The sequence below is a fragment of the Cyanobacteria bacterium GSL.Bin1 genome, assembly GCA_009909085.1.
GTDB lineage: Bacteria > Cyanobacteriota > Cyanobacteriia > Cyanobacteriales > Rubidibacteraceae > Halothece.
In genome coordinates this window covers 35002-61115 of the sequence record JAAANX010000063.1, presented here as the reverse complement: position 1 = coordinate 61115, position 26114 = coordinate 35002, and the positions used below count along the sequence as shown (strand labels likewise).

27 protein-coding genes are annotated in these 26114 nt (G+C 42.9%); 15 read left to right on the top strand and 12 right to left on the bottom strand.

Features of this window, described 5'->3' with window-relative positions; translation table 11 throughout:
* Positions 1-2: 2 nt before the first annotated feature.
* On the top strand, positions 3-581 hold the full coding sequence (locus GVY04_07500; GenBank protein NBD15986.1) for a Uma2 family endonuclease: 579 nt from the start codon (positions 3-5) through the stop codon (positions 579-581).
* Positions 578-1732: a Na/Pi cotransporter family protein gene (locus GVY04_07495; protein NBD15985.1), complete on the top strand. Its 1155-nt coding sequence runs from the start codon at positions 578-580 to the stop codon at positions 1730-1732. Before GVY04_07500 ends, GVY04_07495 begins: the two co-directional genes overlap by 4 nt.
* Before the next feature lie 195 nt (positions 1733-1927).
* On the opposite strand, the gene GVY04_07490 is transcribed toward GVY04_07495, so the two are convergent.
* On the bottom strand, positions 1928-2806 hold the full coding sequence (locus GVY04_07490; protein NBD15984.1) for a phosphatidate cytidylyltransferase: 879 nt from the start codon (positions 2804-2806) through the stop codon (positions 1928-1930).
* A gap of 175 nt (positions 2807-2981) precedes the next feature.
* Here GVY04_07490 and GVY04_07485 point away from each other — a divergent pair, with 175 nt between their 5' ends.
* The 6 genes from GVY04_07485 to ftnA all read left to right on the top strand — a co-directional run bounded on the left by GVY04_07485 (position 2982) and on the right by ftnA (position 7907).
* Positions 2982-4118 carry a citrate synthase gene (locus tag GVY04_07485; GenBank protein ID NBD15983.1) on the top strand — a complete coding sequence of 379 codons (1137 nt, stop codon included), beginning with the start codon at positions 2982-2984 and terminating at the stop codon, positions 4116-4118.
* 165 nt (positions 4119-4283) lie between these two features.
* The gene (gene nuoH, locus GVY04_07480) at positions 4284-5402 is read left to right on the top strand and encodes an NADH-quinone oxidoreductase subunit NuoH (protein ID NBD15982.1); all 1119 of its coding nucleotides are present in this window, start codon (positions 4284-4286) and stop codon (positions 5400-5402) included.
* 51 nt (positions 5403-5453) lie between these two features.
* A complete protein-coding gene (gene ndhI / locus GVY04_07475; protein NBD15981.1) occupies positions 5454-6086 on the top strand; it encodes an NAD(P)H-quinone oxidoreductase subunit I in 633 nt (210 codons plus the stop codon).
* Positions 6087-6276: 190 nt separating this feature from the next.
* Complete coding sequence (locus tag GVY04_07470; GenBank protein ID NBD15980.1) at positions 6277-6894, top strand: NADH-quinone oxidoreductase subunit J; 618 nt, start codon at positions 6277-6279, stop codon at positions 6892-6894.
* 20 nt (positions 6895-6914) lie between these two features.
* The gene (nuoK, locus tag GVY04_07465; GenBank protein ID NBD15979.1) at positions 6915-7226 is read left to right on the top strand and encodes an NADH-quinone oxidoreductase subunit NuoK; all 312 of its coding nucleotides are present in this window, start codon (positions 6915-6917) and stop codon (positions 7224-7226) included.
* A gap of 129 nt (positions 7227-7355) precedes the next feature.
* Entirely contained in the window at positions 7356-7907 is a 552-nt protein-coding gene (gene ftnA, locus GVY04_07460) for a non-heme ferritin (protein ID NBD15978.1), read from the top strand.
* Positions 7908-8048: 141 nt separating this feature from the next.
* Here the strand turns inward: ftnA and GVY04_07455 are convergent, their stop codons facing one another.
* Positions 8049-9323, bottom strand: a complete 1275-nt coding sequence (locus tag GVY04_07455; protein ID NBD15977.1) for an adenosylhomocysteinase — start codon at positions 9321-9323, stop codon at positions 8049-8051.
* Between the two features lie 119 nt (positions 9324-9442).
* On the opposite strand from GVY04_07455, the gene GVY04_07450 reads away from it, so the two are divergent.
* Entirely contained in the window at positions 9443-11077 is a 1635-nt protein-coding gene (locus GVY04_07450) for a mechanosensitive ion channel (GenBank protein NBD15976.1), read from the top strand.
* A 119-nt stretch (positions 11078-11196) separates the two neighbouring features.
* Here GVY04_07450 and GVY04_07445 read toward each other — a convergent pair whose 3' ends face one another.
* The 4 genes from GVY04_07445 to GVY04_07430 form a co-directional block, all read right to left on the bottom strand.
* A complete protein-coding gene (locus GVY04_07445; protein ID NBD15975.1) occupies positions 11197-11994 on the bottom strand; it encodes a GIY-YIG nuclease family protein in 798 nt (265 codons plus the stop codon).
* Between the two features lie 168 nt (positions 11995-12162).
* Positions 12163-13092 carry a squalene/phytoene synthase family protein gene (locus tag GVY04_07440; protein ID NBD15974.1) on the bottom strand — a complete coding sequence of 310 codons (930 nt, stop codon included), beginning with the start codon at positions 13090-13092 and terminating at the stop codon, positions 12163-12165.
* Positions 13093-13166: 74 nt separating this feature from the next.
* Complete coding sequence (pds, locus tag GVY04_07435; protein ID NBD15973.1) at positions 13167-14594, bottom strand: 15-cis-phytoene desaturase; 1428 nt, start codon at positions 14592-14594, stop codon at positions 13167-13169.
* A gap of 178 nt (positions 14595-14772) precedes the next feature.
* A complete protein-coding gene (locus GVY04_07430) occupies positions 14773-15321 on the bottom strand; it encodes a peptidoglycan DD-metalloendopeptidase family protein (GenBank protein ID NBD15972.1) in 549 nt (182 codons plus the stop codon).
* Between the two features lie 263 nt (positions 15322-15584).
* On the opposite strand from GVY04_07430, the gene crtD reads away from it, so the two are divergent.
* Complete coding sequence (crtD, locus tag GVY04_07425) at positions 15585-17111, top strand: C-3',4' desaturase CrtD (protein NBD15971.1); 1527 nt, start codon at positions 15585-15587, stop codon at positions 17109-17111.
* 45 nt (positions 17112-17156) lie between these two features.
* On the opposite strand, the gene GVY04_07420 is transcribed toward crtD, so the two are convergent.
* A complete protein-coding gene (locus tag GVY04_07420; GenBank protein NBD15970.1) occupies positions 17157-17357 on the bottom strand; it encodes a hypothetical protein in 201 nt (66 codons plus the stop codon).
* 293 nt (positions 17358-17650) lie between these two features.
* Here GVY04_07420 and GVY04_07415 point away from each other — a divergent pair, with 293 nt between their 5' ends.
* On the top strand, positions 17651-18550 hold the full coding sequence (locus GVY04_07415) for an alpha/beta fold hydrolase (GenBank protein NBD15969.1): 900 nt from the start codon (positions 17651-17653) through the stop codon (positions 18548-18550).
* Here GVY04_07415 and GVY04_07410 read toward each other — a convergent pair.
* Together GVY04_07410 and GVY04_07405 are read right to left on the bottom strand one after the other, a co-directional pair.
* Positions 18547-19359, bottom strand: a complete 813-nt coding sequence (locus GVY04_07410; protein NBD15968.1) for a TPM domain-containing protein — start codon at positions 19357-19359, stop codon at positions 18547-18549. The two genes, GVY04_07415 and GVY04_07410, sit on opposite strands and share 4 nt — an antisense overlap.
* 204 nt (positions 19360-19563) lie before the next feature.
* Positions 19564-20496, bottom strand: coding sequence for a DUF4434 domain-containing protein (locus tag GVY04_07405; protein ID NBD15967.1), 933 nt, complete (start codon positions 20494-20496; stop codon positions 19564-19566).
* Positions 20497-20564: 68 nt separating this feature from the next.
* Between GVY04_07405 and GVY04_07400 the strand changes: the two genes are divergently transcribed.
* Positions 20565-21017 (top strand): MOSC domain-containing protein, encoded by a 453-nt coding sequence (locus tag GVY04_07400; GenBank protein NBD15966.1) that lies wholly within the window; start codon positions 20565-20567, stop codon positions 21015-21017.
* Positions 21018-21276: 259 nt separating this feature from the next.
* Complete coding sequence (locus GVY04_07395) at positions 21277-22707, top strand: sodium:glutamate symporter (GenBank protein ID NBD15965.1); 1431 nt, start codon at positions 21277-21279, stop codon at positions 22705-22707.
* Between the two features lie 4 nt (positions 22708-22711).
* On the opposite strand, the gene GVY04_07390 is transcribed toward GVY04_07395, so the two are convergent.
* Positions 22712-23173 carry a D-tyrosyl-tRNA(Tyr) deacylase gene (locus GVY04_07390; GenBank protein NBD15964.1) on the bottom strand — a complete coding sequence of 154 codons (462 nt, stop codon included), beginning with the start codon at positions 23171-23173 and terminating at the stop codon, positions 22712-22714.
* Positions 23174-23300: 127 nt separating this feature from the next.
* On the opposite strand from GVY04_07390, the gene GVY04_07385 reads away from it, so the two are divergent.
* Positions 23301-23801: a hypothetical protein gene (locus GVY04_07385; protein ID NBD15963.1), complete on the top strand. Its 501-nt coding sequence runs from the start codon at positions 23301-23303 to the stop codon at positions 23799-23801.
* Positions 23802-23840: 39 nt separating this feature from the next.
* Positions 23841-24731 (top strand): alpha/beta fold hydrolase, encoded by an 891-nt coding sequence (locus tag GVY04_07380; protein ID NBD15962.1) that lies wholly within the window; start codon positions 23841-23843, stop codon positions 24729-24731.
* Between the two features lie 105 nt (positions 24732-24836).
* Here GVY04_07380 and sodN read toward each other — a convergent pair whose 3' ends face one another.
* Complete coding sequence (gene sodN / locus GVY04_07375) at positions 24837-25307, bottom strand: superoxide dismutase, Ni (GenBank protein ID NBD15961.1); 471 nt, start codon at positions 25305-25307, stop codon at positions 24837-24839.
* 318 nt (positions 25308-25625) lie between these two features.
* Positions 25626-25925, bottom strand: a complete 300-nt coding sequence (locus GVY04_07370) for a 2Fe-2S iron-sulfur cluster binding domain-containing protein (GenBank protein NBD15960.1) — start codon at positions 25923-25925, stop codon at positions 25626-25628.
* Positions 25926-26114: the final 189 nt, after the last annotated feature.

The following is a 26114-nucleotide window of genomic DNA, read 5'->3' as shown; positions in this document are numbered from 1 at the left end:
TTATGGTTAGCCAACCAGTTGAACAAAAAAAATATACCTGCCAAGAGTATCTTGATTTTGAAGTTAACTCTCCGGAACGTCACGAATATCTTGATGGTGAAATTAGATCCATGGTAGGTGGCACCCCGAATCATAACCGAATTATTGGTAATACTTACTTTGCTTTTAAGTTGGCACTCCAAGGAAGCAAGTATGATATTTTCTTTAGTGAACAACGACTATGGATTCCAGAAAAAAATATTTATACCTATCCTGATTTAATGGTCATCCAAGGAGAATTACAGCTTCAGGAAGGACGCAAAGATACAATTACGAATCCGTGTTTAATTACAGAAGTTTTATCCAACTCAACGAAAGATTACGATAAAAATGAACAATTCAAAGCCTATCGCAGTCTCTCCTCTTTTCAGGAATATGTCTTAATTGACCAATCTTCTCCACAAATTGAACATTACCGGAAAACGGATACGAATCAATGGTTATTTACCGAGTATCATGGGTTAGATTCTATTCTGACTTTAGCAGTGGGTAAGATAACGACTCCCCTTGCTAATATTTATGATCAAGTAACCTTCGAGTGAGTAATTTATTGCTAAATTTTTGGGAAAAATGGCGTAAAAGTGCAGTTTTTAATTGGCTTGCCGTTATTGCATTTTTATATTTTCTTTTAGTTGCAGTTCGTGTCATTAGCACTGGCTTTCAAATTGCCCTTGGAGAAGAAGCAGAAGCCTTATTTACATTCGCTACGAATCCTTTTCTCGGACTAATTATTGGTATTTTAGCTACAGCTTTAATTCAATCCTCAAGTACCGTTAGTTCAATTGTTGTAGGTTTAGTCGCAGGGGGGTTACCCGTTGCCACAGCAGTTCCCATCATTATGGGGGCAAATGTCGGTACAACAATCACCAATACAATTGTTAGTTTAGGGCATCTAAACAGATCTGATGAATTTAAAAGAGCCTTTGCGGCTGCAACGGTTCATGATTGCTTTAATTTATGTTGTTTACTCTTATTTTTTCCTTTAGAAATAACGTTTCATGGCTTAGAAAATAGTGCCAAATACCTTGCCAACCTTTTACTCAATCCTGAGCAAAGTTGGAACTTATTTTCTTTTAATATTTTAGATTTTTTAATTCAACCGTTGCTGAATCAATTGCTTATAGCAAGTCATACGTTACCAGCAAGACTAAATGGAATTGCTTTCGCCCTTTTGGGGGCAATTTTAATTTTCGGAAGTATTTTTTATTTGAGTAAAGTCTTAAAATTTTTGTTGGTAGGAAAAGCAAGAAAGATTTTACATCAGGCAATAGGAAGTAATCCAATCGTGAGTATCTTAGCTGGAACCGGGATTACTTGTTTAATCCAATCATCTTCAGCGACGACTAGTTTAATGATTCCCCTTGCAGGTAACGGTATCTTTACTTTAGAACAAATTTATCCGTTTACTTTAGGGGCTAATATTGGAACTTGTTTAACTGCTCTTTTTGCAGCAACTGCTTTCACTGGCGATGCAGCTTTCCCCGGCTTAGAAATTGCGCTCGTCCATTTACTGTATAATTCTCTAGGTGTTGTCATTATTTATTCCTTACCGATTGTGCGAGAAATCCCGCTTCGAGGAGCGCGTTTTTTAGCTGAATTAGCCGTTCAATATAAATTTGCTGCCTTGGGATATCTTATTAGCATTTTTCTCGTTTTACCAGCGTTATGTTTGGGAATTACCAGTCGGTTTTAGGGCATCGGAAGATAATTAGGAGAAAAATATAGCAATTCTTAATTCTTATAGCAGTCAGGAATGATTCATGAGAAGAAGCCACATTCGAGGCGACGAGTACAGGGACGAGGGAATTAGTTTCTCACATCTGACTCCTGATTGCTATATGAAGTACATCCTTTATTCCCTGTTCCCTATTCCCTAACCCTCTCTCTCTCAAACTGTCATATCTAATAAGGGCAATAAGAGCGTCACAAAGTAATAAACCAACGGCGCCGTAAATACATAACTATCTGTGCGGTCTAAAATTCCCCCATGTCCTGGAATCAACTGTCCGGAATCTTTAACCCCAGCATCGCGCTTAATCATCGACTCGGTTAAATCCCCTAACAAACTGCTAATGCCAATCATGACTCCCAAAAAAAGCCCTGTGATCCACCACAATTGCCAATGCAAATACCACGCCCCCCAGACAGCAACCATCATGCTACCCAGAAAGCCAAAAATTGCCCCTTCAACTGTTTTTTTGGGGCTAATCTCAGACAAGCGGGTTTTTCCTAAAAATTTTCCCATCACATATGCCCCAATATCTGCTGCCCAAATACAACCAAAGGCGAGAAAGGTTAATGTCAATCCTTGCGGACAATTGGCTAAATCCAACCAAGACTCTGGCCAATAGCCATTTAGGGGTAAGATGGTTTCTACATTCTGATCAATTCCCACCCGCAACCGAATCCAATAACTGGGTAAATAACCGCCATAAAAAAGTCCAAGGAGAGAGGTTGCAATGTCAGCAATTGTGGACATTTTGGGGAGAAACAGTAAGTAAAAGCAAATTAAGCTGCCCGCTACTGGAAACATGGCATCGGTCAAATTCGGCGCGATCGCTGCGGTGATCAAGAGTAATTGTGAAACAACCAATGTCGTCTTTGCCGCTGGTTCAATCCCTTTCGCGCGCACTAACTGAAAATATTCCAGTTGTCCTAAAAAAACAATCACACAGAATCCGGCAGTAAAATACCATCCTCCCAAGATAATCATTCCCAGGGCAACTGTGATGGCAATAATGGCGCTAATGAGGCGACTCCAAGACATAAAAGAGACTCCAAAAAGAGTGAAAAGCGTTTTTTCAAGTAGAGGGACATTTCTCCATTATCTAGAATTTTCGTAACAATTGACGGCTCAAACAACTAAGAAGTTGAACTATGATCAGCAATTTTGCGATAAATTATTTTCAGATTCACTCTGTTTTAAGAAAGGTAATTGTTCTATGAAAGTCTGCGAGTACCAACCTGGTTTAGAAGGAATTCCTGCAGCCCGTTCCGAAGTCAGCTATGTTGATGGGACTCAGGGAATCTTAGAGTATCGAGGAATTCGCATTGAAGAACTCGCAAATCACAGTCATTTCTTAGAAACAGCTTATCTCCTGATTTGGGGACAATTACCCTCGCCAGCGGAACTAGAAAGCTTTGAAACTGAAATTCGCTATCATCGCCGAATTAAATATCACATTCGGGATATGATGAAGTGTTTTCCTGAAAGTGGACATCCCATGGATGCCTTGCAAGCTTCAGCAGCAGCTTTAGGCTTATTCTACTCCCGACGCGCCCTTGATAACCCAGAATATATCCGAGAAGCTGTGGTTCGTCTCCTGGCGAAAATTCCCACAATGGTCGCAGCGTTTCAATTAATGCGTAAAGGGAATGATCCGGTCCAACCGCGAGATGATCTCGATTACGCCAGTAACTTTTTATATATGCTCACTGAGCGTGAACCCGATCCCTTTGCCGCGCAAGTCTTTGATGTTTGTTTAACGCTCCATGCTGAACATACCATCAATGCTTCCACTTTTTCTGCAATGGTTACTGCTTCGACGCTGACTGATCCGTATGCGGTAATGGCATCTGCGGTAGGCACGCTCGCTGGACCGCTTCATGGTGGTGCGAATGAAGAAGTGATTACCATGTTAGAAGAGATTGGTTCTGTGGAAAATGTGCGCCCCTATATTGAAAACGCGATCGCGAACAAACAAAAAATTATGGGCTTTGGTCATCGCGTTTATAAAGTCAAAGATCCCAGAGCGGTGATTTTACAAGAACTCGCGGAAAAACTCTTTGAAAAACTAGGCTATGACCATTACTACTTTATTGCTTTGGAATTAGAAAGAGTCATTGAAGAAAAACTCGGTCATAAGGGAATTTATGCCAACGTCGATTTTTATTCCGGCTTAGTGTATCGCCATCTTGGCATCCCCACTGACTTATTTACTCCGATTTTTGCCATTGCTCGTGTTGCCGGTTGGTTAGCCCATTGGAAAGAACAATTAGCGGTGAATCGCATTTTCCGACCGACACAAGACTATGTGGGAGAACACAACCGAGCTTATGTACCGATTGAGAAACGATAATCGCATCGATAAGCAGAACCATCCTCTAACCCTGCTAGAAGTTACCAGGGAGAACGATATACTGATCGGTAGGAAACAAATCTTAATTAAGCATGGTTAACTTTTTTGGGAAAATCGATGCCTCGATTGATCTCAATCATACTGTAAATTTAATCCGCAAAACGCATGAATTCAGGAATTGATCTCAGAGCAAGTTTTATTGAATCCCTTAAAACATTTGGTGTTCCTGCAGGTGCTGCGAAAGCCCTGTGGATGCCCTTACCGATGTTTTTAATGATCATTGCTGCGACAGTGGGTGTGCTGGTTACCGTTTGGCTAGAACGGAAAATTTCTGCAGCCGCCCAACAACGCATTGGTCCCGAGTATGCCGGACCTTTGGGAGTCCTGCAACCGGTCGCTGATGGCATTAAACTCGTCTTTAAAGAAGACATCACGCCCGCTAAGTCGGATCCCTTGCTCTTTACTTTGGGTCCGGTTTTAGTGGTGATTCCCGTCTTTCTCTCCTATCTGATTGTTCCTTTTGGCCAGAATCTCATCATCACGGATGTGGGAATGGGTATTTTTCTCTGGATTGCCCTTTCTAGTATTGCCCCGATTGGCTTGCTGATGGCAGGTTATGCCTCCAACAATAAATACTCCCTGATTGGTGGACTGAGAGCGGCAGCGCAATCCATTAGTTACGAAATTCCTCTTGCTCTGTCGGTGCTCGCGATCGTGATGATGTCCAATAGTCTAAGCACGATTGACATTGTGGAACAACAAGCCGGTTACGGTATCTTAGGCTGGAATGTTTGGCGACAGCCCTTAGGATTTATCATTTTCTGGATCGCTGCCCTTGCTGAATGTGAGCGTTTGCCCTTTGACTTACCCGAAGCTGAAGAAGAGTTAGTTGCCGGTTACCAAACCGAATACTCGGGCATGAAATTTGCTCTATTTTATCTCGGGTCTTACGTGAACCTTGTCCTCTCCGCAGTCTTAGTTGCCATTCTCTATTTAGGCGGTTGGGAATTCCCGGTGCCGCTGAGTCAACTGGCAAATTGGTTTGGCGTCAGTCAAGATACCCCTTGGTTGCAAGTTTTAACCGCTTCTTTAGGAATTACGATGACGTTGGTTAAAGCGTACTTCTTGGTATTTATTGCTATCTTATTACGGTGGACAGTGCCCCGGGTTCGCATTGACCAACTCCTTGATCTAGGCTGGAAATTCCTCCTTCCGGTATCACTCGTTAACTTACTCCTGACAGCAGGACTAAAACTTGCTTTTCCTGCTTTCTTTGGCGGCTAACTGCTTTGTCACTTTCTGCCAATATTTTTTGAAGCAACAACAACAAAACTTATGTTTAAAATTCTCCAACAAGTTGGCGACTACGCAAAAACGTCTTGGCAATCGGCTAAATATATTGGTCAAGGGCTATCTGTAACCTTTGATCACCTCCGACGTCGTCCCGTTACCGTTCAATATCCTTACGAAAAAGTGATTCCGTCTGAACGGTATCGCGGTCGCATTCACTTTGAATTTGATAAATGTATTTCCTGCGAAGTCTGTGTACGAGTTTGTCCGATTAATCTCCCTGTTGTCGATTGGGAGTTTGAAAAAGTTGGTAAGAAAAAACAGAAGAAACTCAAACACTATAGCATTGACTTCGGTGTTTGCATTTTCTGTGGCAATTGTGTGGAATATTGTCCCACTAACTGCATTTCCATGACGGAAGATTATGAACTGGCGAGCTTTGATCGTCACGAGCTAAATTATGATAACGTTGCCATGGGACGCATTCCTTATAAAGTTACTCAAGATCCAATGGTGACTCCTCTTAGAGAGTTTGGTTATCTGCCGAAAGGGGTTACCGATCCCCATGATTTACCAGAAGGCTCGCTAAGAGCCGGTCGTTATCCCCAAGATATTCTTGAGGAACTGCAAAATCAGCAAGAAGAAGACAATCAGGAAGAAGAAGCCAGTAAAAATTAACTAACCGTTCCAGTCGAAGATTCCCTGGGATAGAAAAGCGACCTGGCATCCAATTCTGGTGTCATCCCTCACTTAGGATGAGAGTACGCGCCTTCTGTGCCGACAGGAAAGGGACACCGCACTCCGCGGTTACAGAAGGCGTCATCTCTGAATCCATTGCCAATCATGTAGAGAATTAAGGAAAGTAATCGTGGATCTAGCACAAGGCGTTCAATTTGTCTCATTTCTCGTTTTAGCAACGATGATGTTTGCGGCTGCACTTGGAGTCGTTCTTCTGAGAAATATTGTCTATTCCGCCTTTTTATTAGGAGGCGTTTTTATTAGTATTTCAGGACTGTATTTATTACTCAATGCTGAATTTGTTGCCGCCTCTCAAGTCTTAGTTTATGTCGGTGCAGTGAATGTTTTAATTTTGTTTGCCATTATGTTGGTCAACAAAAAAGAAACCTTTCCTGCCATGAGTCGCAGTTGGATCCGAACTGGAGCAACTGCTTTGGTTTGTATTGGTTTATTTGCCCTACTAGGAACGATGGCAATTTCCACTCCCTGGTCAATTGCCGATCGCGCTGGTGTCGTTACCGATGGCTCGATTATTAAAATTGGTAAGCATTTCTTTAGTGATTACCTCTTACCCTTTGAGTTAGCTTCTGTTTTGTTATTAATTACGATGGTTGGGGCAATTATTCTTGCCCGCCGTGATTTAATTCCAGAAGAAAAACAAGCCGATTTAGCCCAAACGGAAGCTTATCAACTTCAAGAACGTCCCCGAGAACTGATCTCGGTAGGACAAGATCAATCTGAAAATTAACTTAAAAGAAGGGAGTAATCATGGAATTACAATTAGAATATTATTTAATTCTTGCTGCTGGTTTATTTTGTATAGGCATTTATGGTCTCGTCACCAGTCGGAACGTTGTTCGGGTTTTAATGTCAATCGAATTATTACTAAATGCAGTTAACTTAAACTTAATTGGCTTTTCGAGTTTTATCGATCCTGTTGATATTAAAGGGCAAGTTTTTTCTGTATTTGTAATTATTGTTGCTGCCGCAGAATCAGCAGTCGGGTTGGCGATTATTCTGGCTATTTATCGGAATCGCAACACCGTTGATATGGAACGATTTAATTTATTGAAGTGGTAACAGTTTTCTCCGCTTGCATCAGATTAAAATTAACCCACCTTTTTGCTTAAGGAAATCAGAGGCTACTTTTATCATCGAGTATCACTTTCGTTTCAATTCCCCCACTGTATTTAATTAGAGGACTTAATTATGTTATCTCAATCCATGACAGATGCCCTAAATAAACAAATTAACTGGGAAATGTATTCCTCTAACTTATATTTACAAATGAGTTCTTGGTGTGCATTTAAGGGATTAGATGGTTGTGCTGCCTTTCTCAATGAACATGCTAATGAAGAAAGAATGCATATGCAGAAACTCTTAGCTTATGTTAATGAAACAGGAGGCTTAGCTATTTTAGGGCAAATTGATGCACCTCCCACCCAGTTTGAATCGATCAAAGATGTCTTTGAACAAACCTTTCACCATGAACAGTTAGTGACTCAAAAAATTAATGAGTTAGTGCATCAGGCTTCTACTGACAAGGATTATGCAACGCTTCAGTTTTTACAGTGGTATGTTGCTGAGCAACATCAAGAAGAATTTTTATTTAAGAGTATTCTTGATAAAATTGAAATGATTGGTACACAAGGGCAAGGAATCTTTTTTATTGATCAAGAAATCGGACAAATGTTAACTCAAAAAACACAAGAATCTACTGCCTTGACAACCCCGCAAAGTAGTGAAGCGGGAGCCGTTTAATGGCTTTGAGTTGAAAATAGTCACAACAATTCGCTAGGTAGAACAAGGGAGCAATTCCCTTGTTTTTTAATGTCACCGAGAATGGAAAAAACCCCGATCGCGCGATCGGGGCAAAATTAAACCAAGCTAGCCAGAGGCTAATTAGTCGGTTCCTTCAGTCCAGGAGTTCATATATTTGATTTGCTCTTGGCTGAGGTCATCAATTTGAACGCCCATTGCTTTGAGTTTGAGGCGAGCGATTTCGCGGTCAACTTCCCGCGGAATGGAGTGGATCCCAGGCTCTAGTTTGCCTTGGTTGAGCGCAAGATATTCAGATGCTTTCGCTTGGTTGGCAAAGCTCATATCCATTACTGCACTAGGGTGACCTTCTGCAGACGCTAAGTTAATGAGACGACCTTCCCCTAAAACAATCACAGACTTACCATTCGGCAGAATGTACTGTTCAGTGAACGGACGAACTTCTTTAACTTCGCTAGCTTTCTGACGGAGAGATTTCAGGTCAAGCTCAATATCAAAGTGACCCGCATTGCAGACAATCGCGCCATCTTTCATGACATCAAAGTGATGACCTGCAACTACGTGCTTGTTACCGGTTAAGGTGACAATAACATCACCAATTTTCGCCGCTTCATTCATGGGCATCACTCGGAAGCCATCCATTGCTGCTTCTAGAGCACGGATGTGATCAACTTCAGTCACAACAACGTTTGCCCCCATACCAGCAGCTCGCATTGCGACCCCTTTGGAACACCAGCCATAACCGCCAACCACGACGGTTTTACCAGCGAGGAGAACATTGGTGGCACGGATAATCCCATCAATGGTGGATTGTCCGGTACCATAGCGGTTATCGAAGAAGTGCTTGGTATCCGCATCGTTAACATTCATCGCGGGGAAAGTGAGTACCCCATCGTTGTACATCGCGCGGAGGCGGTTAATGCCTGTCGTGGTTTCTTCAGTTGTACCGATGATTTCTTTGATTTGGTCTTTGCGATTTTGAATTAACGCTGCAGTGACATCACTACCGTCGTCGATGATGATATTCGGGCGATGATCGAGGGCGATATTGATGTGACGGTTATACGTTTCGTTGTCTTCACCTTTGATAGCAAAAACAGGAATGCCGTAGTCAGCAACTAAACTCGCTGCGGTGTCGTCTTGAGTCGAAAGCGGGTTACTGGCAATTAAAACGGCATCTGCCCCGCCGGCTTTCAGCGCGATCGCGAGGTTAGCTGTCTCGGTCGTGACGTGACAGCAAGCAACCATGCGAATGCCTTCTAACGGCTTATCTTTGGCAAACTGGTCGCGAATTTGTCTTAGTACAGGCATTTCACGGCCTGCCCATTCAATCCGTTGTTTTCCTAGAGTTGCATAACTCAGGTCTTTTACTTCGTGCTTTACTTGTGTTGCAGTCATTGAACGTTACGAGTCTTGATTTTTACATTGCGATCTCTACTAGGTTACTGCATATTGATCAGATGTCAAAATTTTTGGGATAGTTAAACCTGAGATCAAGTTCTACTTCCTTACAGTCTATGAAGCAAAAATACGTTTGGTTAGCGTGCTTGATAGCGATTTTGGTCGTTATCGTGCCGCTTACTGGTTCTGTAAAAGCACAATTCCCTTCTCTGCCCAATTTTTCCGGAAATTCGCCTAATCTTTTTTCTCCGTCAACCGATAAAGTTACTTCAAAATGTATCCGTTTAGACGGACGCTGTCTGGTCGAGTTGGCAGGTAGTGAATCGACTTTATCAACTCGCATTGAGGAAATTGAGCAACGACTCGCTAACATTACTCGCTACTACTTAAAAAATCCGTCTGCAGACATAAATGTGTACCAGGAACCCGCAGGACAACTGGTTGATATTTATGTGAGTGTGGATAAATGGAATACCCGCTTGCTGAGTGTAACCAGTCAAGATGCAGCGCTGAAATCAATGAGCATTCAGCACCGGGCAGAGGAAATGGTTCGGGAAATTGAAAATGCGCTACGACAAGCACGACAAGAACGAGAAGAGGAATTTTTAATCGCTCAAGCCCAAAAAGGCGCGATCGCGCTATTACTTTTGTTTGTATTGACAATTGCACTCTTTTATTTAGAAAAGCGATTTCATCAACAAAAAACTGCTATTCGTGCTGGTCTTGATAGTAACTCCCAACAAGCAATTTCCACGAAACTGACACAAAATCAACGTCAACAAATTGCAGAAATCAAATATCGTCTCACAAAAATTATCCGGGTTACCATTTGGGTCGGAGGAACGCTTTATTTGGTTGGTTTATTTCCTTACACACGATTTCTCCAAGTTTATATTATTAATATTTTCCGCGTTCCCTTCCGTTTATTTGTAGCAGGATTAATCACTTATTTTTTGATCCGTTTTTCCTTTATTTTAATTGATAAATTTAATGCGGCTCTCGCCAATAATTACTTACTAACCCCAGAAGCAAATCTCCGTTTACAACTTCGGATTTCTACAATTTCTAGCGTTGCTAAAAGTGTGATGGTTGTGACTTGGATAATCGTTGGTATTCTCATTGGTTTGTCTATCGTTGGGGTGAATATTGCCCCCTTACTGGCAGGTGCTGGCTTAATTGGGGTTGCCATTTCTTTTGCGTCTCAAAACTTAATTCGAGATGCCATTAACGGCTTTTTTATTATTCTTGAAGATCAATATGCAGTGGGAGATGTGGTTGGTATTGCTGATGCAACCGGCTTTGTTGAAGCAATCAATTTAAGAATTACTCAACTGCGAGATACAGAAGGGCGTTTAATTACAATTCCTAATAGTGAAATTCGGACCGTGACAAACTACACGAGTAATTGGTCACAAGTGGATTTAAAGATCCCCATTGCTTATCAGGCTGATGTGGAAAAAGCGATCCGAATTATTGAAGAGATTAGCGATAGTATGATGCGCGATCGCCATTGGCAAAAAGATATTTTAGAAACACCAACTCTGCTTGGTGTTGATGAGTTTAGTTACCAAGGAGTCATTATTCGCGTGTGGATTAAAACCAAACCTTTACAACAGTGGCCCATTGCCCGAGAATATCGTCGTCGGCTTAAAATTGCCTTTGATCAAGCCGGTATTGATCTTTCCCTGCCGCATCAAAAAATATGGATTTCTCAGAATAGTGACCCCTCAGAAAAAAAGGGAAATGATTAAAGGAAAGTCCAATCTTGAAAAGTTACTGCTTGCCCATAATAGATGACGTCATGATCCCCGAATCCCGAAAACCTAACCCCAGTCTCAATCCGACCCAGGTTGTCACCCCTAACTAACAATTAACGTAATGCCTGATTAATCGCAACTTGGGTCTGACAACCGACAATACCATCTACCCCTAAATTGTGATCCCGTTGAAATTCTGCGACAGCCCCTTCCGTTCCCGGACCATACATGCCATCCTGTTCTCCTTCGTAATAGCCGAGTTGCTGTAACTGACGTTGTAAGAGTTGTATGGCTTCTTTGGCACTGCCGCGTTGTAAAGGAGTAATACAAGCACTTAAGGGTTCTAACTCGGCAGAGATGTTACGATTCGTCCCTTCCTGTTTTTCCTGCTGACTGGGACGCTGAGAGGCTGAGTTGGTTTGTGAGGACTTCTCGGTTGGGGGATCTGGTTGATTCGAGACCCGATGTTGAATCATATTTCCTGCTGCTAAAAAGCCAGCGCAGAAAAATCCGATAACGACTGTTGTTATTCCTGCTAGCTTGACACCACAGCCAAAAGAAAAGGGTGAATTGGTTTGCGCGATCGCGTCTTGAGAGGGAAAAAACTGCCCGCTTTTAGTTTTGCCCAACGTTTTCGGGTCATTGACCATAATGTGCCCTTTCCGCTTGAGTTTGGAAAACCAATACCACTCTCGCAAGGCAAGCGTCTTATCATCACTATTGGGGAGTAATTCCAAGATCTGAATTTTTGCTTTCTTGGTATCGAGGATAATACGAGAACGACAGGAAGAACTTTCTAAATGTTGCTTGACGCGGAGTTGAATATTGTCTGATAAGCCAACGTAACTGACACTACCAGTGGTGATCTGATAAATTCCCCGCTGTGTGGGTAGTGTTTTCCAATTGATCATCTTTCCAATAGGGTGATTGGTTATTCATGCTTTGTTCTTTAGCCAACAGGCAATCAGGAGTAGGGAATAAAGATGTGCTTGAACTCCTTGTCGCCCTCTCATCCTCTCTCGGTTAAATAGTCACTGGTCATTGTTAATCTCCCTTTCTTCCAGATTCCCTCCCAATTATTAAAGCACTTGTGCTCTTAACCAAGCAATAGGTAAATAGAGAAATTTCTTGCCTTTCGGAACATACGCCCGTTGATTAAATACATCATACTGGTTCCGTTCTATAACATCTAAAATTCCCTGATAAAGCATTAATGCTGTCCAAACGGGCCATCGCGAATCTCGGCTGAGATCACAAATTCCCTTCTCAGCTTGTGTATAAAATCCTCGTGCCCGTTCAATTTGAAATTGCATTAATTGTCGCCAATTTTCATTGATTACCCCTTGCAAGAGATCTTCCTCACAATAATTAAAGCGTCTTAAATCTTCTAAGGGGAGATAAATGCGTCCACGTTCCGCATCTTCCCCCACATCTCTCAAAATATTAGTGAGCTGGTTAGCAATACCGAGTGCGACAGCTTCTTCCGTGGGAATATGAGTCGGTTCTTGTTTTCGCCAAGGAGGCGTTCCCTTCTCTGGTTCCACCCCTAACACCGCATTCGACATCAAGCCGACCGTGCCGGCAACGCGATAACAGTAAAGATAGAGCTCATCAAAGGTTTCATACCGATCGCGCTTTAAATCCATCCGTTGGCCGGCAATCATATCTCGGAAGGGCTGAATATCTAAGGGAAAACGCTCTAAGGTATCTACGAGGGCCACATCCGGGTTTTCCACAGGATAACCGGCAAAAATCGATTCTAAGGTTTCTTCCCACTGATCGAGGGTATCGAGCGTGGTAAACTCGGCTTCGGGGCCATCGACCAGTTGGTCAGTACGCCGACACCAGACGTAAATGGCCCAAATTGCTTTGCGCTTCTCCTTGGGCATGAGAAGCGTACCGAGATAGAACGTCTTCGAGTATTCCGCTGTCACTTGACGGCAGAACTCATAAGCGGATTCGACGGAGGGGTGGGAACAAGTCTGTTCTGGGTTAGGCAGTTGCAGCATTCACCGCAGGCTAATAGGGTTCACTTTAAGACACGAAAATTGTCCCATTAATCGATACATTGGAACACAGAAAATCATTTTGCCACAGAAACGGCCTTTTTCTCCGATTTTTCCACAGAACTTACAGGAGATTCTGTTTTGGCAATCGCTTGAGCCGTTAATTTTCCGGATAATACTGCCCCTTCCATGCTTGCTAAATATTTTTGCATGGTGTAATCACCGGTGAGATAGAAATTGGAAATCGGTGTTTCTTGGGAGGGGCGATGGGCTTGTCTTCCAGCTGTGGCTTTATAAACAGACTGTGGGGTTTTCACCACATGAGATTTTAACAACTGAGCGCGATCTTCACCGGTGAAATATTTGGGGAACAGTTGTTTTAACTCTTCCATGGTGGCGGCGACAATTTCGGCGTCAGATTTGCCAATCCAGTCTTTAGCAGGGGCAAGCACTAACTCTAGCATCGAGCGATCGCGATTTTCATAACCACGACAGGCATTGCTCATATCGGCGTAAACACTGAGTAAGTCTGAACGAGAAAATAAGAGGTGATCGATATCGGTTAGTTTGCGATCAAACCACAGGTGCAAGTTGATGACAGGAACCCCTTCTAAGCCATCTAATTGCTTGAAGAAGTCCATTTGTTTCCAAGGTTGGGGTAACATCAACTTGAACGGATCAACGGGCATTGCAGAGACGTAAGCATCCGCACTCAGTACTTCATCTTCTGCGCCATTTAAACCGCGCATGAGATATCCGCGCACGCTGTTGTCTTCATTGAGTAAAATCTCTTTTAACGGAGCATTAAGGCGCACTTCCCCACCCCGTTCGGTAATATAATCAACCATCGGTTGACATAAACGTTCCGTGGGTGAGCCATCTAAAAACGCCATCTTGGAGCCATTTTTTTCTTGCAAGAAGCGATTGAGAGCGGTCAGAAGAATCGTGGCTGAAATTTCGTTGGGGTTAATAAAGTTTAATGCCTTGGACATGGCAATAAAGACTTCTTTTTCTACCCGTTTGGGCATATTCTGCCGTTCCATCCACTCCGACCAGGTGTAGCGATCCATGGCTTCTACATACCCTTGTCCGCGCAACATGGCAGGAATTAAGCCAATGCCAAAGCGGATTTTTTCAGGCCAAGAGAGCATATCGTTGTTTCTCAAAATTGCAACAACACCATTAATGGGTGCAGGGAGATTGGGGAAATCGAAACGGGAGTAAGTTCCCGGTTTTTCAGGACGATTGAAAATCATTGTGTGTTCTTTCCATTGCAAGCGATCTTCAATGTCAAGTTCTTTAAATAGTTGCAACATGTTGGGATATGCCCCAAAAAAGATGTGCAAACCAGTTTCATACCAGTCCCCCTCTTCATCTTTCCAAGCGGCAACTTTGCCGCCTAAAACATCACGACGTTCGAGGACGATGGGAGTGTGTCCCGCATCAACTAGATATTTGGCGCAGGAAAGCCCTGCTAACCCTGCTCCTGCAATTATGACCCGCATGGTTGTTTGACTGACTTAAGTTTCCGTTCTCATTATACTTTGCATTTCGTTACATTTTAGCTTGTATAAGTAGGGATAGGGGTTGCGCGATCGCGAACCCAGTCTTGAAATGAGAAATCAGCGTTGAAAGTCAGTTGACAGTCATTCGTCACATCAAAGAAAATGATGAGGGTTCTGATTACTGCACAGCGGCTTGTTCTTGATACATTTGCCGTAATACTAAGCCGGGATCGATATATTCTCCTGCATACTTTAAGCCCCAATGCAAATGGGGTCCAGTGGTGCGTCCGGTCATTCCCACGCGCCCAATCCGAGTTCCTGTAGCAACTTGTTGACCTTGTCTTAAACGAATTCCCCCTTCTCGATCAATCAAGACTAAACCGGCACTTGTTTTCTGCACCCGACCTTTGAGATGGCAATAGATATGTTCCCACTGTCCTGATTGAATAACAACCATTGTTCCGCAAGCCGTATGATCAGAGAGTTGAGTAATTTTCCCACCCCACCAGTTGCGGATGTAACTGCCCATTGGTGCGGCTAAGTCCAGTCCACGATGAAACTGTGTTTTTCCCGTTATTGGGGATTGGCGATAGCCAAAAGGAGAAGTATAGGTTTGAAAGTTTTCAACGGGGAAGGATGCATTGAGCCATTGTCCTGTTTGTTGTGTATTGCGAGCAATATTTTGAGCATTGACAGACAATTGGGTGAGGACGGCAAAGAGCCCCATCGCACTCAACCCGGTTATCCCTAATAATAGTGATTTTAATCTTAGGGGTTGTTGCCAAAACGGCTGGTTCGTTCGATTGAATCCGCTTTGATTCACACTTGCATAATTTTTCACGATACCCCACACCTTTCAATCGCTAAAAAATATGCTCATAAATTTGCATTTTTTCGTGATTTTGTCAACATAATTTTAGTGTAATTTGTTCTATTTCGGAATAAAGATACAAAAGTTTACAATAGAAACAGTCTTTTCTCATCATTGCCATGTCAAACTCAGTCGTTGTTATCGGTGCAGGAATTGGTGGACTAACTACAGGAGCGTTACTAGCTAAACGCGGTTATTCTGTCACTGTCTATGATCAGGCGTATGTTGCCGGAGGATGTGCTTCTACATTTCAACGTCATGGTTTGACATTTGATGTCGGTGCCACCCAAGTCGCCGGCTTAGAAAAAGGGGGAATTCATGAACAAATCTTTACAGAATTAGGGATTGAGGTTCCTCCAGCAACCCCTTGCGATCCAGCCTGTGCCGTTTACCTTCCTGGCGAAACCACTCCCATTAATATTTGGCGCAACCCGACCCAATGGCGCGAAGAGCGAAGACGGCAATTTCCAAGGAGCGAACGATTTTGGCGACTGATGGAAATTTTATTTGCAGCCAGTTGGCGCTTTCAAGCACGGGAGCCTGTCCTTCCCCCTCGTAACCTCTGGGATTTTTGGCAACTCCTTTCTGCAGTCCGTCCCGATACTTTGATAACGCTGCCGTTTACGGTACTGACCGTTGGCAATCTGTTGCGTGTTTTGGGGCTATATGATGACAAGCGATTACGGACGTTTCTAGATCTGCAATTAAAGCTCTATTCCCAAGTGAATGCAGATGAAACCGCTTTATTGTATGCGGCAACTGCATTAGGCGTTTCCCAGGCTCCGCAAGGGTTATGGCATTTACAAGGGAGTATGCAGGTTTTAAGTACGCGCTTAGTGAAAGGATTAAGAAAACAAGGCGGTAAAATACGACTCCGCCATTCTGTAACAAGGGTTCATTGTCAACAAGGAAAAATGACTGGCGTAACGGTTTGCAATGATCGAACCGGGGCAGTGTGGCGAGAAGAAGCAGATGTTGTAGTAGCAAATGTGACTGTACAGAATTTATTAAAGTTATTAGCCGACCCTGATAATTCGTTTGGTGCCTCTGACCTTTTTTTACGAGGGTATCAAAGACGAGTGGAAAACTTACCGGCTGCTAATGGTGCGTTTGTGCTTTACTTAGGTGTAGATCGGCGTGCTATTCCCCAAAATTGTCCGCCTCATCTTCAGTTTCTCTATAATTACCAGGGCGCGATCGGCGAGAAAAATTCCTTATTTGTTTCCGTCAGTCAGCCCGGAGATAGACGGGCACCAGAAGGTAAAGCAACTCTTACTGCCTCTTCCTTTACAGATGTTACTCAATGGTGGACTGCGACTGCTGAGGAGTACGAGGCATTGAAGCAAGATTATGTTGAAACAGCGATCCAACGTCTTAGTCAATATTTTCACCTTACCCCAGAAACAATGATTCACCAAGAAGCGGCAACTCCGAGAACATTTGCGCGTTTCACTGCTCGGGAAGCGGGATATGTGGGAGGATTAGGACAACGAATCTCAACCTTTGGTCCGTTTGGGTTTGCCAATCGGACACCTGTGGAAAATCTCTGGTTAGTAGGCGACTGTACACATCCGGGAGAAGGTACGGCTGGTGTGAGCTATTCGGCATTGACAACAGTCCGCCAAATTGAGGCAAAGCAGCGGTGATTGAGCTGACTTAAAATCACCTTTGCTCTGCTAAAAGAGATCTGCTTAGCTCATTGCTGTCGGGCTCCGATCATAACTTTGGCTAAAGCGATTGGGTGTCATCCCTTGAACTTGGCTGTGATAGCGAGTAACGTCAGCTTCTAAGCCAATTTCTCCCACTGCCCTGAGCAACATGGATTGTTCGCGGTTACGAATTAAGCAGTGGTGACGACTCATCAGAGCGCGAGCTTTTTGTTGAACAGACATGATGAAACCTCCCTAACTCCTTACTTTAATCTTAGTTTTTTTCTGTATCTAAAGTTACAATTTCTTAAAATCGTCACAATTTGTTGGAAAGAAGGAGACAGAAGATCGAGTTGATTTCTCCGAAGTCATCTTTGTCTTGCTGATAAAAATAGTGCAGTGATTTTGGCATCAGGTTGCTGAGGCATGGTTTTTCTTAGGAGGACGCGATCGCGCCTTTGGGCAATGGTAGAGCCAATCGCACCCTGAGTTCTGCTTAACAGAGAGCCTTTGCTATACTGTGTTCACGATTATGAATGCAATTAGCAAAGTGTATGGTGATTAACATTCGTGGGGTTGACCATTATTATGAATGGGTGTGTCAGCCTCATCAGAACGAAAAGAAACCAGTACTCGTTTTTATACACGGTTGGGGCGGTTCAGGGCGCTATTGGAAAAGTACAGCCACTGCACTCAGCGATCAGTTTGACTGTTTACTCTATGACATCAGAGGCTTTGGGCGTTCTCGCTTACCGGAAAAAAGCCCACTCTCTTTTGATATGGAGGAATATGCTGAAGATTTAGCTTTACTCTTAGACCAATTAAATTTAGACCAAGTTTATATCAACGCTCATTCGATGGGAGCATCTCTAGCAACGCTCTTTATCGCGCGTTATCCCGAAAAAGTGAAGCGGGCAATTTTAACCTGTAGTGGCATTTTTACTTACAATCCCATTACTTTTAATCTCTTCCATCTCGCTGGCACTTATGTCGTCAAACTGCGTTTTGATTGGTTATCCAAAATTCCGACTATGGATCGGTTGTTCATGGCAAGATTTCTCCATCGTCCCATTCCAGCAGAAGAAAGAAAAGCATTTTTAGAAGATTATGTTTTAGCTGATGAAGCCGCAGCAGCAGGCACCATATACACTGCCGTGAGTAAACACGCTGCAACGGTAATGCCTGAAGCTTTTGCCAAAATTTCGGTGCCAACGCTACTGGTGGCAGGGGAAAAAGATATTATTATTCCTACCCGCTTAGCCCTGAAAGCAGCCAGTTTAAATCCTGATTGTATTGAGTATTTTGAGTTACCCAAAACAGCTCATTTCCCGATGCTAGAAGATGCACCTCACTATTTAGAAAAAGTGCGAAATTTTTTCAGATTAGAAGTTGCCAGTGTGGAAAACTATTTTGATCGCTCAAAAGGCTTACTTTAAGTTTTCCCTTCGGATCGGGCAGATTCGCTGATAATTGGGGTTAAATACACGACTAACGCGCCCAACATAAAGCCGAGGACATTCCGCAGCAGCGGTAACCAGTCAGCAGTCCGAGTGACAACGGGTCCAATGCCGAAGGCAATGAAGAGGATGCCCCAGAGGGGTGAGAAAATTAAGGCCCATTGCCAAGCAATCACTTGGTCTTCTTTGCGCGGACGGGCAGCTAAACCGAAAACGACACCACCGACAACAGAAGTGATGAGGGTGAGAATCCATTGTTCTCTCGGTAAGCCGGGAACGACGCTACAACCGCCTTTGGCTAGACATCCTTTCACGGTATCTAACGACTGCGCGATCGCGTTATTTTCACCATTTTCTCGCACATAGTACATATTTCCGAAACGGGTTTGCAGTTCTACCCAAAAGGTACGAGGCAAAACATCATAAACATCATCTCCGACGTTAAACGCTAGCAGATTCCCTCCACGAGCATCTGCAACCAGTAAGACGCTTTGGTCATTCAATCCCCAATAGTTTTTAACCGCACGACCAGGGGTTTGGTCATATTGCGTTAGAATACGTAGCTTCCAACCTGTTTCCGCTTCAAAATCCTCAATTTCCTCGATTAACGATTCTTCCTGTAGCTTTGGTAGAAAATTCGCTAAATCAATAATCGGTGTTTCTTCTTGCGGCAATAAAGAGGGGTCATCATAGGCTTGCGCTGCTAAGGGTTGCGCTAACCATGCCGTTAAACCAAAACAACAGCTGATCACGAGGATAAGGAAGCGACGGAAGAAAGGATTAGACATTTTTATATATCTGCTTAATTTCGACATTTTGTTAAATAATTACGAACAAGTCCAAAAACTTTACACTTGTTTACTTTATTTTAAGGATAGTAATGAAAAAGTTACAGGGAAACCATAACTTTTTCTAACCTAAGATAGGTATTCTGGTCATTAGTCCTTAGTCATTAGGTCGTTAGGGAACAGGCAATAACAAGATTCACCTTGTCACCTTGTCACCTCCTCACCCCCTCTACCGTAAATCCATTCCCAGTACTGCTGGTGCAAATTGCGTGCGGCGGGGTAAATTGAATTCGGACTCATAAAATGAGAAAACTCAAAAGTAACCAGTTTATCCATTGCTGCCGCTTCTGCTTGTTCAATTTTATAGCGCAGTTTACGAAAATCGAGTGGAGGAAACTTCCATGCCACATCACGGTCAAAGCTTTCCACGTTACTCCATGAGGTTAAGCCATATTTACTGGCAAGTTTACGGTTTGCTTGCAGATACTCCGGTAAATCTTGATAGGCCACATTCCCATCTTGAAACGCCACAATATCGACAATACCCTGTAACCGTGCAAACACCGATTCCCATTCCCGGGTATGTTCATCCAGAGAGATTGCCCGATGACCAAATTGTTTAATCCCTTTAATGTAGGGTGAGATTAGAATTGGCACATCTCGCAGTTGCTTGAGGTGACGAGAAAGGTCTTCATACACGTGCATCATCCCTTCATTGTAAGTATTAATTTCATGACTGATGTACCAGCCGCCAAATGAAGAATGATGACCGTATCGTTGAATGAACTCTTCACAGAAAGCTTTATTAATATCAGTTTCTGTTCGATAATCGCCATTAAGCCAATACGTCCCTGAGTCATAAGTCCCAAAATAAAACGTCATGCCATAGCGTTGGGCAAGGGTGAGAAATAACTCCACTAAGTCGGTATAGACCGGAAGAATCCCCACTTGATTTTGTAAAACCTGGGAAGCAAAAGTGACTTGTTCTTTATAACCGCCACGGATTAAGATCACTGTATCAATCCCGACCCGTTGCATGGCAGCAAAATCTTCTTCCCAAGCGCGATCGCGCCAATTTTGAGATGGAATATCATGGGTAATTTCATCAAGAAAAGTGCCAGTAATTGCTGGTTTCATCATTCTGCATTATGTTCTGAGAGGGGCTGAGGATTTAGTTTAGTTGGTTTGATGAGGAAGGTCAAAACATGGCAGCAGGACGAATTGAAGCGATTTGGATCAAACGCTTTAAGCGGGGTCCCATGGATGCTGTGGCAGCAGCAGAAATGGTGGCACAACGGGGATTAGTTGGAAATGCCGATCAAGGTGGGCGGCGACAAGTTACTGTTATTGATGCTGAAGTTTGGGAAACGGTGATGATGGAACTAGGTGTCAATATCGATCCGGCAGCGCGACGGGCAAACTTCCTGGTGCGGGGTCTGGAGTTAGCCAACAGTCGCAAACGAATCTTACAGTTGGGTGAATGTCGAATTCAAATTTTTACTGAAGCTAAACCCTGTGAACGGATGGACGAAATACAGCCGGGATTAAAAAGAGCACTTTATCATCATTGGCGGGGTGGGGCGTGTGGTCAAGTGCTCATTGGGGGCAAGGTACGGATTGGAGATCGGGTGAGGTGGCAAAGTTACGCGAATTATTAAAGTGATCTTAATAAAATAAACTGGTGACTTTAAGCTTTTTTATTAAATAATGAATCACTAAAAACAGAAAAAAAGAGGAAACTCTTCTCTGTCTTAGGTGAGATTCAACGCTTGATTGAAGGTTTGCATCTTTGAAATGTAATAATCGCTACTACTGAGTCATCCAAAAGCTCCCACACTGTAACCTGTCTCTACTCTACGAAATTCACGTAGGGATTATCGTTTGTCGTAGTTCAGAAATAGGAAGGATCATAGTCAATTGAACACCACTGGCTTTGAATTAGGAGATGTTTTTGCCGCATTTATCGTTTTAGGGCTATTCCTCCTCATTGGACGATTTTTAAAGCAGAAAATTAAACTTTTTGACTTACTTTATTTACCGGAATCGATCCTCGCCGGAGGACTGGCTTTATTACTGGGAAAAGAAGGCTTGGGCAATCTGGTTCCTGCTTCAAGTTTCTTAGCCAATCAAGGCATTTTTCCAGAAAATATTGCGACAGTTTGGGCACAAGCACCCAGTGTTTTTATTAATCTGGTTTTTGCAACCCTTTTTTTAGGAGAAACGATTCCGAGTCCCAAAGAAATTTGGCAAAAAGTTGCCCCGCAAGTTGCATTTTCTCAGATTTTAGCTTGGGGACAATATGTGGTTGGCTTAGCTATTACGTTACTCATTCTCACTCCTGTATTTCACATGAACCCGATTGCAGGGGCGCTGATTGAAATGGCATTTGAAGGAGGACATGGGACTGCTGCTGGGATGGCAGGTGTGTTAGCTGATTTTGGTTTTGAAGAAGGAGGAGAAATTGCTTTAGGGTTAGCAACAGTGGGCTTAATTTCCGGGGTTGTTACCGGGACAATTTTAATTAATTGGGGACGCCGCAACGGTCATTTGAGTTCCGGACACAAAACAAGTTTGTCGTTTGATCAGAGTGCTAACACCTCAAATTTTGATGAACAACAATTACAAACGAAATATAAACATTTAGAGAAAAACCTTTTAATTGATCCGTTATCCATTAATCTGGGATTTGTCGCGATCGCGGTAACCTTAGGCTGGCTCATTTTAGAAGTTTTAAAAGAGTTAGAAGCCTTAACTTGGGGAAAAATGGAAATTGAAATTATGAACTATGTTCCTTTATTTCCCATGGCATTAATTGGAGGATTAATTGTTCAAATTACGATGGAACGTCTTGGTTTAGATAGTTTAATCCTGAGACCCCTACAGAAAAATATTGCTGGCGTTTCATTAGATGCTGTTATCTTTAGCGCGATCGCGTCAATTTCGCTGACGGTTCTTGGCACAAATTTAATTCCCTTCTTAATCTTGTCTGTTGCTGGTATTACTTGGAATATTTTTGCCTTTCTCTTCTTTGCCCCTCGGATTCTTCCTACCCATTGGTTCGAGCGTGGACTTGGCGATATCGGACAATCAATGGGAGTGACAGCAACGGGATTATTATTGCTACAAATGGTTGATCCGGGTAATGAAACAGAAGCTTTAGAAAGTTTTGCCTACAAACAACTATTATTTGAACCAATTATGGGGGGTGGTTTCTTTACCGCAGCGGCTCCTATTTTAGTGTTTCAATTAGGCGCAACGCCGGTCTTAATTTTAACAGGAGGAGTTTTAGCCTTTTGGATTACATTTGGCTTATTTAATTTCCATGTCAAGCCCCGGACTTTAATGTAATTCACTAACTATCGGTTGAATTTTCTCGTTCCAATAAGAGTGTTACCGGACCCTCATTTTCAATACTGACTTGCATATTGGCTCCAAATTTTCCGGTGGCAATGTGTAAACCACTTTCCTTGAGTTTACTAACAAAAAGGTTATAGAAAAATTCTGCTGTTTCTGGACCGGCAGAATCACTAAACGAAGGACGACGTCCTTTGCGACAGTCTCCATACAAGGTAAATTGGCTGACCACTAAAATTTCTCCCTGGATATCTTGCACGGAATAGTGCCAACCTGACTCGCCTTTTTCTTTTGGAAATACTCTTAAATCAAGACACTTGCGCACCATCCAATCCACTTCAGTTTCTGTATCAGAGGGTGCAATTCCCACCAGTAAATTTAAGCCCCGTCCAATGGCACCAATCATTTCGCCATCCACTGCAACTTTTGAGGATTGCACTCGCTGAAGAATAACTCGCATGTGATTTTAGCTAGTGAATAAACTTCTTTTTCAGTTAGATAACACCGGGAAGCATCTGCTCCTTGTTCTCTCGCAAAATGTCATAATAAGAAATCAAGAGTGAATCTTTGGGTTTTAATCTTAGCTTATGAACGCCTCAGAAAATCATAACGACAAGCAAAAACGAGAGCGCGAGAATAATATCCAAAAAGAAATTTTATCAGAACAACGATACTCTCTCGCCAGCGCGATCGCGCGCGAAGGAGGAAACTTTCTCAAAGGAGAATCTCCCGTTCCCAAACTGGTGCAAGTGACCACAGAAATTAATCTTTTCATTGATCACAATCTATCCGACTCTTCTGGCGCTTTACAAGCTGTATTAAAGCGGTGGATCAAATCCGATTCTGTTGTCAGTCAGCACTTAGAATCTCCTCTGACGGGCTTAGCCAAAATCATCGATAAAATCTTGAAAAACCAAGAACTTTTCTATGAAATGGTACGACAAGCGGATTTGCAATGGGGACAAATGTATAAAGAACGTCCCTATTTCCAAAAGCCGGGTCAAGCCCCTCACCCTGACGATGAATATAGCCATGAATCGGTGCGAGAAAAACTCTCTCATTTACGGCAACAACTCGGCTCGCGCTAAACTGATGATGTCAGCCTTGTCTCAGTTAGTATCGGCAATATGCGACAGTATCAGCCTGTTGGTTTTCAGCAGCGCACTCTCAACACCAAATTAGGACAGATGGTTTATTCTGTCCCCGATCCGGGTTTTTATCCCCAAAACTTTGTTCAACCCAATTCTCTGGTCTTTTTGCATAGTTTAGGCGGGGGATCGTCTGCTTATGAATGGTCGCAAGTTTATCCGAGTTTTGCCACCACCCATCAAGTCATCGCCCCTGATCTGATCGGTTGGGGAGACTCTCATCATCCTCAAATTCGCTACTCCCCCGAAGACTACCTTAATATTATCCGCACCCTTTTAGAACAAGTCGCTAATCCCCCTGCGTGGGTCATTGCTTCTTCTTTAACCGCTGCCTTAACTATTCGCTTAGCGATCGAACAACCCCAATTATTCCGGGGTTTATTTTTAGTTTCTCCCTCTGGTTATCGCGATTTTAGTGAAGATTATCGACAACAACTCTCTTCACAACTGGTGAGTTTACCGGGGTTAGATTCCTTAATTTATATGGTTGGTGCTGCCAATGAATGGGCGGTACGAAACTTTTTAGAACAATTTTTGTTTGCCAATCCATCTCGTCTGAACGAAGAAATTGTTGCTGCCTATCTCGCTTCTGCCGTGAAACCTGATGCAGAATATGCGGCACTCGCTTCTTTAAGAGGAGACATCTGCTTTGATTTAGCCGAATATATGCCCAATTTAAATACACCAACTGTTTTACTGTGGGGCGCGCAATCGCGTTTTAGTCGTTCTTTACAAGGCAAGCGCTTGGCTGATTTAAGTCCGAATATGATTAAAGGGTTTCATGTCATTCCCCAAACCGGAGTTTTACCCCACCTTGAAAATCCGCCGGTTGTCACCAGTTTACTTTCCTATTACACCCTTTGTGGTTGAAGTGTTTCGTTAAATCATCATCGTTTGGTGTCAGTAAAAAAAACCGAGCCCTTTACTTACGAAACGAAGCAAGAACTCGGTGAGAGTAAGATTAAACGAATTGAGTTAGCTAGCTTGATACCAAGGAATATCCCGTTCTTTGCTTTGCCAGAACATATTGTGAATTTTTTGCACAGTATCCATTAATTCTTGTGCATGTTGTAAGTTAACTTCCATTTTGCAAGCAGAGCAAAGTTTTGCTGCTTTCCAGAAGGTGGTGTGGAGATCAGGATATTGTTGTAAATGCTTTTCTTTGAAGTAGTCAGTCCAGAGAATTAAGAGTTCTTCTTTGGCAATTTGCGCCTGCTCTTCTTTAATCTGTACGAAACGAGAGAAGGTATTTTGATAAGCAATTTGCGCTTCTTTACTGTTGTTTTCGGGCTCTAAATCAATGAGCTTTTTCGTCATTGAGAGGACAGCTTCTGCAGCAACCCGAGCCGAAGAGGGATCATAGACGCCACAGGGACCATCGCAGTGGGCATGGACTGCTTCTGCTGGGAATAAACTTTTGAAAGTTGTAGTAATTTGCTTCAACATAGTTTTAATGACTGATAGGTTTTCTAATCGGTCTATCAACGCAAGCTTCAAGTGATCAAACGCGTTTTGAAAGCGTAATCAATTGAATTTGCTAGTTTTTAGGCATTTACCCCCATCATAAAACAAGAAAGACCCATCCTCCTAGGGGGGATGTAAAAATTCTGCTCAATTCCTATCTCTCGACATAGATCGAAAATTCCAACCTGATGACCCAATAGTTAGCTAGTTATAAAAAGATACAGCCATAATAATTTCCCCCACACTCGTTCATGCAGGGGAGTTTAGTTCCGTTTTTAGGCGAAACGAACTATTTTGAACTTAGTAGAGTTCTTCTTCTTGGTGAGTAATGATTGTGCAGTCGGAAGCAGGATAAGCAACACAAGTGAGAACGTAGCCTGCTTCAATTTGGTCATCGTCTAAGAAGGACTGGTCTGATTGATCAATTTCTCCTTCTTTGAGCTTACCGGCACAGGTGGAGCAAGCACCAGCACGGCAAGAATAGGGCAGATCAATCCCTTCTTCTTCGGCAACGTCGAGGATGTACTCATCATCAGGAACTTCAATGGTTTCATTGAGTCCCATTTCTTCGTTAATTAAGGTTACTTTGTAACTTGCCATTTTTTAGTTTCTCCTTTATAACAGCAATAATTTGGCTGAAATTTCAAATCGCCTCATTACTGATACTAAGAGATAATGTCTCTTTGTACAGGGAGCATTAGAAATGAGAGAATTAATCTTTTCTTAAATAAGAAAAACTTATATACTGTTTTCGGGAAACTGTCCACAGGTAGAAAATAGCTATAAGTT

What these genes read in the sequence shown, in the direction of transcription:
- GVY04_07485 (NBD15983.1), top strand. Translation starts at nt 2,982, where the DNA reads ATGAAAGTCTGCGAGTACCAACCTGGTTTAGAAGGAATTCCTGCAGCC.
- GVY04_07405 (NBD15967.1), bottom strand. Translation starts at nt 20,496, where the DNA reads ATGAAACCAGCAATTACTGGCACTTTTCTTGATGAAATTACCCATGAT.
- GVY04_07500 (NBD15986.1), top strand. Translation starts at nt 3, where the DNA reads ATGGTTAGCCAACCAGTTGAACAAAAAAAATATACCTGCCAAGAGTAT.
- pds (NBD15973.1), bottom strand. Translation starts at nt 14,594, where the DNA reads ATGCGGGTCATAATTGCAGGAGCAGGGTTAGCAGGGCTTTCCTGCGCC.
- crtD (NBD15971.1), top strand. Translation starts at nt 15,585, where the DNA reads ATGTCAAACTCAGTCGTTGTTATCGGTGCAGGAATTGGTGGACTAACT.
- GVY04_07400 (NBD15966.1), top strand. Translation starts at nt 20,565, where the DNA reads ATGGCAGCAGGACGAATTGAAGCGATTTGGATCAAACGCTTTAAGCGG.
- GVY04_07440 (NBD15974.1), bottom strand. Translation starts at nt 13,092, where the DNA reads ATGCTGCAACTGCCTAACCCAGAACAGACTTGTTCCCACCCCTCCGTC.
- ndhI (NBD15981.1), top strand. Translation starts at nt 5,454, where the DNA reads ATGTTTAAAATTCTCCAACAAGTTGGCGACTACGCAAAAACGTCTTGG.
- GVY04_07415 (NBD15969.1), top strand. Translation starts at nt 17,651, where the DNA reads ATGCAATTAGCAAAGTGTATGGTGATTAACATTCGTGGGGTTGACCAT.
- GVY04_07445 (NBD15975.1), bottom strand. Translation starts at nt 11,994, where the DNA reads ATGATCAATTGGAAAACACTACCCACACAGCGGGGAATTTATCAGATC.
- GVY04_07370 (NBD15960.1), bottom strand. Translation starts at nt 25,925, where the DNA reads ATGGCAAGTTACAAAGTAACCTTAATTAACGAAGAAATGGGACTCAAT.
- GVY04_07420 (NBD15970.1), bottom strand. Translation starts at nt 17,357, where the DNA reads ATGTCTGTTCAACAAAAAGCTCGCGCTCTGATGAGTCGTCACCACTGC.
- GVY04_07455 (NBD15977.1), bottom strand. Translation starts at nt 9,323, where the DNA reads ATGACTGCAACACAAGTAAAGCACGAAGTAAAAGACCTGAGTTATGCA.
- GVY04_07380 (NBD15962.1), top strand. Translation starts at nt 23,841, where the DNA reads ATGCGACAGTATCAGCCTGTTGGTTTTCAGCAGCGCACTCTCAACACC.
- ftnA (NBD15978.1), top strand. Translation starts at nt 7,356, where the DNA reads ATGTTATCTCAATCCATGACAGATGCCCTAAATAAACAAATTAACTGG.
- nuoH (NBD15982.1), top strand. Translation starts at nt 4,284, where the DNA reads ATGAATTCAGGAATTGATCTCAGAGCAAGTTTTATTGAATCCCTTAAA.
- GVY04_07410 (NBD15968.1), bottom strand. Translation starts at nt 19,359, where the DNA reads ATGTCTAATCCTTTCTTCCGTCGCTTCCTTATCCTCGTGATCAGCTGT.
- GVY04_07385 (NBD15963.1), top strand. Translation starts at nt 23,301, where the DNA reads ATGAACGCCTCAGAAAATCATAACGACAAGCAAAAACGAGAGCGCGAG.
- GVY04_07450 (NBD15976.1), top strand. Translation starts at nt 9,443, where the DNA reads ATGAAGCAAAAATACGTTTGGTTAGCGTGCTTGATAGCGATTTTGGTC.
- GVY04_07430 (NBD15972.1), bottom strand. Translation starts at nt 15,321, where the DNA reads ATGGGGCTCTTTGCCGTCCTCACCCAATTGTCTGTCAATGCTCAAAAT.
- GVY04_07490 (NBD15984.1), bottom strand. Translation starts at nt 2,806, where the DNA reads ATGTCTTGGAGTCGCCTCATTAGCGCCATTATTGCCATCACAGTTGCC.
- sodN (NBD15961.1), bottom strand. Translation starts at nt 25,307, where the DNA reads ATGTTGAAGCAAATTACTACAACTTTCAAAAGTTTATTCCCAGCAGAA.
- nuoK (NBD15979.1), top strand. Translation starts at nt 6,915, where the DNA reads ATGGAATTACAATTAGAATATTATTTAATTCTTGCTGCTGGTTTATTT.
- GVY04_07390 (NBD15964.1), bottom strand. Translation starts at nt 23,173, where the DNA reads ATGCGAGTTATTCTTCAGCGAGTGCAATCCTCAAAAGTTGCAGTGGAT.